Origin of the sequence: Sphingobium sp. MP9-4, assembly GCF_005281675.1 — a bacterium.
GTDB lineage: Bacteria > Pseudomonadota > Alphaproteobacteria > Sphingomonadales > Sphingomonadaceae > Sphingobium > Sphingobium yanoikuyae.
Genome location: NZ_LUFI01000098.1, coordinates 1 through 6,906 on the forward strand (window position 1 = coordinate 1; position 6,906 = coordinate 6,906).

At 60.3% G+C, this 6,906-nt stretch carries 4 protein-coding genes; 2 read left to right on the forward strand and 2 right to left on the reverse strand.

Annotation, left to right across the window (positions count from 1 at the left end):
* On the reverse strand, positions 1–522 hold a 522-nt coding region (locus tag A0U87_RS25080), incomplete at its 3' end, for a phage integrase N-terminal SAM-like domain-containing protein (protein ID WP_170978471.1).
* A 207-nt stretch (positions 523–729) separates the two neighbouring features.
* Here A0U87_RS25080 and A0U87_RS25085 point away from each other — a divergent pair.
* The gene (locus A0U87_RS25085; protein ID WP_137406106.1) at positions 730–1,362 is read left to right on the forward strand and encodes a tyrosine-type recombinase/integrase; all 633 of its coding nucleotides are present in this window, start codon (positions 730–732) and stop codon (positions 1,360–1,362) included.
* Between the two features lie 231 nt (positions 1,363–1,593).
* Here A0U87_RS25085 and A0U87_RS25090 read toward each other — a convergent pair whose 3' ends face one another.
* Positions 1,594–2,406 (reverse strand): IS5 family transposase, encoded by an 813-nt coding sequence (locus A0U87_RS25090; protein WP_004212626.1) that lies wholly within the window; start codon positions 2,404–2,406, stop codon positions 1,594–1,596.
* 365 nt (positions 2,407–2,771) lie between these two features.
* Between A0U87_RS25090 and A0U87_RS25095 the strand changes: the two genes are divergently transcribed.
* Positions 2,772–6,407, forward strand: coding sequence for a hypothetical protein (locus A0U87_RS25095; protein WP_201038992.1), 3,636 nt, complete (start codon positions 2,772–2,774; stop codon positions 6,405–6,407).
* Positions 6,408–6,906: the final 499 nt, after the last annotated feature.

The window sequence follows — 6,906 nt, forward strand, 5'->3', positions numbered from 1 at the left end:
CATGGCGTTGCGGTCCTTGCGTCCCTTGCCCTGCTCGACGCGGATCATCATCCGGGTGCTGTCGATGTCATCGACCTTGAGGTGGGCAACCTCCGAAACCCGCAGGCCCGCGCCATAGGCCACGCTGAGGGCCGCCTTGTACTTGATGCCTGGCGCAGCCTCGAGCAGCCGCGCTGTCTCCTCGACGCTCAAGACCACACGCAGCTTGGGTGTGAAGCGAACGACGACCAGCGCTAGGGCCATCTCCGGCCGCCTGAGGGTTATCCCGAAGAAGAACCGCAGTGCCGATACCGCGCCATTGATCGTGGCTGGACCAACGGCGCGCTCGTGCTGGTCAACCTGATAACGCCGCAGGTCTTCCACCGTGGCCGTGTCCGGGGGGCGGCCGAGAAACGCGGCGAAGTTCCGGACATGTCGGATATAGTCATTCTGCGTGTGCGCCCCGAAGCCACGCATCGTCATGTCCTGCAGCATCCGCTCACGCAGCGAATGGGTCGGGGCAGCAGTCGTGATAGCATCCATGGTAAGTTCCTCTCCGTTGAAGGAACTCCACCGTCGGCGGGCGCCGCCGCACCGCCGAAAGCCTCACAAATACTACGCTACGTCACCCCAAGCGACCCTCCCGCGGAGCGGGTTCGTGCTTTGGTCGGCACGAGCCCACAGCATGTCTTGCGCATCCACGTCGGCAAGCGTTCTGCAAATGGCCAATGTGGCCATAGGAGAACGATCATGGAGATGCCTGAAACAGAACTCAACGCCACCAAGCGCCCGGTCTGGAATGCCGGAAGGACCGTGGGTGCAAAGCGTGCCCTGAAACCGAAACAGATCTGGGAAATCCGCTTCTACCTCAACCAGCGCCGCCGCCTACGAGACCGAGCGCTGTTCGATCTGGCGATCGACAGCAAGCTTCGGGGCTGCGACTTGGTGCAAATGAAGATCGGCGACCTTGTCAGCGGCGGACAGATCCGAACGCGGGCAATCGTCATGCAGCAGAAAACAGGCCGGCCGGTTCAATTCGAACTTCTGCCAGATGCTCGGGCCAGCTTGCTGGCATGGCTCGAACGCCGAGGCGGCACGGTAGACGACTATGTTTTCCCAAGCCGGGTTGATCACAATGGGCACCTGAGCACACGGCAGTATGCTCGGCTGGTCGACGAATGGGTGACAGGTGTCGGCCTGATGCGGAGCGAGTATGGCACGCACTCACTTCGCCGAACGAAGGCATCGATCATCTACAGGGCCACTGGCAACCTTCGTGCCGTCCAGATTCTTCTTGGTCACAGCAAGATCGAGAATACGGTGCGCTATCTCGGGATCGACGTGGAGGACGCGCTTGCCCTTGCAGAAAACACGGAGATCTGAAGCCTTGGGTGCCGTGTCCGGCAGTGAGCCGGATACGGCACCTGGGACATTTCTGCCACTTCAGAGCGATTGGTCGAACGGCTGCTCTAACCAGGACCGGACATTCAGCAGTTGCCTGACCGGCTGCGCAGATTGACAGAAATTCGGCCGGGAGCGGACAGGCCGCTTTTAGACAGCGGAGTTCAAATCCGGTCGATTAATCGCAGAGCGTTTGAGAGCCTGTCTTGAATCTCATGCGTAACGAGCGATGCGCCTGATGAGGACGACGGCGGCAGCTGCATATAGAAGTGCAGTTGCGGATTTGATGGTTCGCTCGAAGTCCTTTGCCAAGCGTCGATTTCGATTGAGCCATGCGAAGGTTCGTTCAACCACCCATCGTCTGGGATGGACGACGAACCCGGTCTGGTCGGCGAATTTCCGAACGATCTCTATCGTGATGGATGTGGCTTCCCGGACGCGATCGCTGTTGTAGGCGCTGTCGGCATAGGCATGCTCGACCAAGGGGTGCCGCTGGCGTGACTGCCTGAGCAAAGGCACTGCGCCGTCTCGGTCCTGCACGTCAGCGCCATGGACCAGCAGTTCGAGTGCACGACCATCGGTATCGACCATGGCGTGGCGTTTACGGCCCATGATCTTTTTCCCTGCGTCATAGCCGCGCGGTCCACCCGCTTCAGTGGTCTTCACGCTCTGGCTGTCGATGGCCGCCGCTGACGGCATCGGTTCTCGCCCCGTTCGGACACGGTCGATCTGGACAAGATGGTGGTTGAGACTTTCGAATGTCCCATCGTCACGCAGAGCGCAGAACCAGCGATAGACCGTGCGCCATGGCGGAAAGCTGTCGGGCAAAAGCCGCCAAGGACAACCTGCCCGCAGCAAATAGAAAATGGCCTCGATAATCTCTCGCATCGGCCAACGCCGTCGCCGTCCGCATTGGCACGGCGCGGGCAAATACGGCTCAATTAAACGCCATTCTGCATCGGTAAGATCGCTTTCATAGCGAAGCTGTGCGCGGCTATGATGCGCGCGGGCGGTCGGGTTCCACATGATGGTTTCCAAAGTTGGTGTCGCAACCCCTCGGAATCATATCGAAACCCGGCCGTCCACCGTTACGTCAGCGTTCTGACACAGCCTCTGAGGCGATCCAATACAACCATCGTGACGGTGACAAAAATCCAGTTGCGGCTCAACCCGATTGAGCGGACATCGGCTCAATCAGCTTGTTCAGCAGCAAAGAGCCAGTGTGGCCATTGGTGAACTAAACCTTTCACACGAATTTAAGACATTTAGATCTTTGGCTTAGGCGAGTAAGGGACGGCGTCGGTTTTACAAAGGCGCTCGATGCTGAAATAACCGTTACCGCGCTGATCCGGACCGAACGTCCTCGATCGATGGAAAGGAGCCTCGCGAACTTGTCGAATCTGCGGACCAAGCTAGCGGATTGGCTCATCTCGTCGGCGAAATGGCTGGAAAAGCGACCGGACGAGGAAAACCGCGAACCCAGGTTCGTGGATTTGGCTCCCACCGACCAGGCGGACGAGGCAGGCGTCTATTCCGCCGCACTGACCGAGGCCACCGACAACCCTCGTGTCATGAACATCGCCCTCACTGGTCCCTACGGGTCCGGCAAGAGCAGCATCATCCAATCGTTCCTTAAGAAATACGATCGGGACGTCCTCCAGATCTCCCTCGCCGCGTTCCTGCCCGACGCCGCCTCCACCGCTGGCAACGAAGGCCAGCAGGGCACTGAGCGGAGCACCTCCACGGTCAGCAGGCAGGAGATCGAGCGGAGCATCCTCCAGCAGATGCTATACGGCGCCGACGCTAACAGGCTGCCACTTTCGCGCTTCAAGCGGATCCAGTCGCCGGGCCGGTGGGCGTCCGTGGCGTCATTGTTCACTGTCCTGGGCCTCGTCGCATGCTGGCAGCTGATCCAGAAGCGCGACGCGATCATGTCGGGCGCTTACTTCCTGCCGGTAGCACCTGGCAATCTCTCAAACCTGCTGATCTTCGTCATCGGAGCGGGCTTCCTCTGGCTGGTCTTCCACCGAATCTACATCGCTAGCTTCGGCATCTCGCTGAAGAGTATCTCACTCAAGGACATAGAGATCTCGCCCAGCGCCGTGACCGAGGAGTCGATTCTGAACCGCCACCTCGACGAGATCATCTACTTCTTCCAGTCGACGAGTTACGATCTGGTCGTGATCGAGGATCTGGACAGGTTCAACAATCCGGAGATCTTCGTGACATTGCGCGAGATCAACAGCCTCGTGAACGCGAACGCCGGGGTGAAGCGGAAGGTGCGTTTCCTCTACGCTATTCGTGACGACATATTCGTAAGCACTGACCGGACCAAGTTTTTCGAGTTCATCATCCCGGTCATCCCGATCATCAACAGCTCCAACTCGATCGACAAGGTGCTGGAGCAGGGGAAGCGCCTGTCCATCGACAGCAGGCTGGACAAACAGTTCGTACGGGAGGTGTCTAGGTACCTGAACGACCTGAGGCTGATCCAGAACATCTTCAACGAATATGCCATTTACGCGGCGAACCTCGAGCCGGAAGGCGAGACCAACCTCGACGCAACCAAGCTGCTGGCCGTCCTGATCTACAAGAACGTGTTCCCGAGCGACTTCGAGAAGCTCCATCGCGGAAATGGGAACCTGGCGGAACTCCTGCAGGGGCACGACCGGTACATCGCCGCCACCGAGGCCAAACTCACTGCTGAGATCGGCCGCCTTGAGGCGTTCGTGGAGGCCAGCGATAGGCAGTTGCCGAAGGATTTGGACGAGTTGCGCTCTATCTATGCGATGGCGCTTATCGATGTCCTCCCCGATGGCACCGCCAGTGTCGGGGCCAACCAGAACAGTCTGATCCCGGTAAGGGGACTGTCGAAGAGCGAGAGCCTAGAAACGCTTCTGGCGTTAGACAACGTCTGGATCAGCAATCCCTATCAGGGGCTTCAGCGCATGTCGCTTGGCGGCCTCGCGGCGAAGCTGAAAGCTGGTGTTACGTTCGCGGAGCGCAAGGCCCTGATCGAAGACCGGTCCGCCGCCTCCAGAAGCAGCGTCGCCAAGGCGATCGCCGAACTCAGGACGAAGCTGTCACGCATCCGGATGATGAAGTTCAACGAGGTTCTCAGGGAAGGCTCGGAACTGCTCGACGGCATGTTCGAAGCATTCGGGGACAATGCCAATCTGGCTCGCTTCCTGGTGCTCGAGGGGCACCTCGACGACACCTACTACCAGTATACCTCGCTCTTCCACTCCGGCCGCCTGTCACCGAGCGACAACAAGTTCCTGATTCGGATACGCGGCTTCAGCAACCCTGATCCGACCTTCCAGATCGACAACGCCAGGGAGGTCATCCTCGCGATGCGTGACGAGGACTTCGGCCGGGACTACGCCCTCAACGTAAGGATCGTGGACTGCCTGCTCGCCGATCCAACCTCCTACCCGGCCCAGACGTCGCGTCTCATGGGCTACATCGCGTCTGACTTCGACGCTTGCGAGAAGTTCCTCCTCGCCTACTACGCGAGCGGCACCGCGGTGCCGACGCTGCTATCGAGGCTGGCGTCCAACTGGCAGGGCTTAGTGCAGCGCATCCTGGCGAGTCCGGCCGCCCCGACCCACGTGGCCAGGATCCTGAGCCACCTGCCATCCAGGCAGTTGGGGACGATCGCCGAAGGACATCCCGAACTGATGGACTTCCTGGCGTCGGACCTGCCCACCGTCCTCGCGCTCGGGATCGACATTGCCCCCGAGCGCCTGCAGTCGCTCGACTTCGAGGTCGCAGACCTATCCAAGCTGGAACCTCATCCCGGGTTCGTCGGAATGGTGTATGAGAACGGGCTCTACGAACTCTCCGTAGGCAACCTGGAATTTGTGTTCGACGCTGTCCTCCGCATAGTGGGCGACGGACGGTCGCGCGAGAGCAACTACACCCTCGTGCTCGAAGCGGGAAGCGAACCACTGCTGTCGAAGGTCGAAGGCCAGTTCGGCGAATACCTGGAGCACGTCCTGCTACAGCTGCCGGACAACCGGTCCGAAGCCGCGCCCGCCATGCTACGCGTCCTGGCCCATGCGGACGTGGACCGCGACCTCGTCCTCCGCTTCCTCGAGTGTCAGACGACCCTCCTTCCCGACATCGATCAGGTCCCCGCTGACTATCGCGCCGCGGTGGTGGAGATGGGAAGGATCGAACCGACGTGGGAAAACTGCCTCCGCTTCATCGGGCAGGAGGAGTTCGATCCGGACGTCCTGACGGGCTTCCTCGACCGACCGCACGCGATTGCAACGCTCGGCCAGCACGAGCTTCCGACCGGGGACGCCGCGTTCCCCCTGCGCAAATTTGTCGTCGAGAACGACGCTTTGAGCCACCAGGCTTACAAAGCCTACCTCAAGATCCTACCGACCCGGTTCAAGTCGTTCCCGGACGGCCTAGGCGCGGAGAAGCGCAAGGCTCTGGTCGAATGCAACCGCGTGACCTTCTCGGCCAGCACCTTGGCGCAACTCGAGGACGACGTCGCGCTGGCAGCCGCCTTCGCTGCCTGCAACATCGACGAGTTCTTCAGGCTCGAGGACGAACTGGACGCGAGCGAGGACTTGAAGCAGCGGCTCCTCGAGACTGACATCACGGATGACAGCCGCCTACGGATCATCCGCTCGATGGACCTGTCCGTCCTACACGAGGCGCACGCGCTGGCCGCTCTGGTCGGCCGCATCCTCGCCCGTACGGGCGACGTCGTCCCGGACATGGACGCGGAGGCGATCCGCGCCGTCGTCCTGCGCTCCCGCCCGCTCGAGACTCAGATCACCCTATTCAACATGTTCCAGGATCGCCTAGAGGACGCTGAGGTGAGGGACCTGCTCGCGCTGCTGCCGGATCCGATGCCCGACATCAGACCTGGCTGGACGACGCCCAGGATCGAGGGCAGCGAGGTCAACCGCGCGTTCGCGTCTTGGTTGCAGGATCGCAAATTCATCTCGTCCTGGAAGCAGGGAGGCTTCTTCGACGACGACATACGCCTCAACATGTTTAGAAAATAGCTACGCAGGTACGCTTGGCGGGCTCGGTCGCGCCTGCCACTTTTCAGCCTTCCTGTCGTGCCTAGTTAATTCAGCAGCGACACGGAAATCGTAATTTTTGGCGGACATGGCTACGCAGGAATTCATGAGCGCGCGGCTAATTACACCGAGAACTTCTCGAAGGCAGTGGAGAAATAACCCACCAAACTTGCCAATCAGGGAGCTATCGATGACTGGCAGCTTTTAGGATTGACAGAGTTCAGCTCGAATGACCGAAACTGGGGCGCATTGCTGCCAGGCGGTTTTACTCCGGCCGAGCGGCAGGTTTTGGCAGAAGCTGTCGTTGAAAGCACGACCCACGAACGACGCATCCTGGTCGCCTGCTGCCGGGAGCGGAACGCTCCGTCATGGGACAAAACTGCCGTTTGCGAGCCGCGCCGGGAACGGCAGGTCCCTATTCAACACCTGCCATTCCTGGAGCACTGATGATCGTTCCCGGAACCCGCAGGACTGGCCGGTT

Excerpts from the sequence above, each read along its gene's own strand:
- A0U87_RS25085 (WP_137406106.1), top strand. The coding sequence starts at position 730 with ATGGAGATGCCTGAAACAGAACTCAACGCCACCAAGCGCCCGGTCTGG.
- A0U87_RS25090 (WP_004212626.1), bottom strand. The coding sequence starts at position 2,406 with ATGTGGAACCCGACCGCCCGCGCGCATCATAGCCGCGCACAGCTTCGC.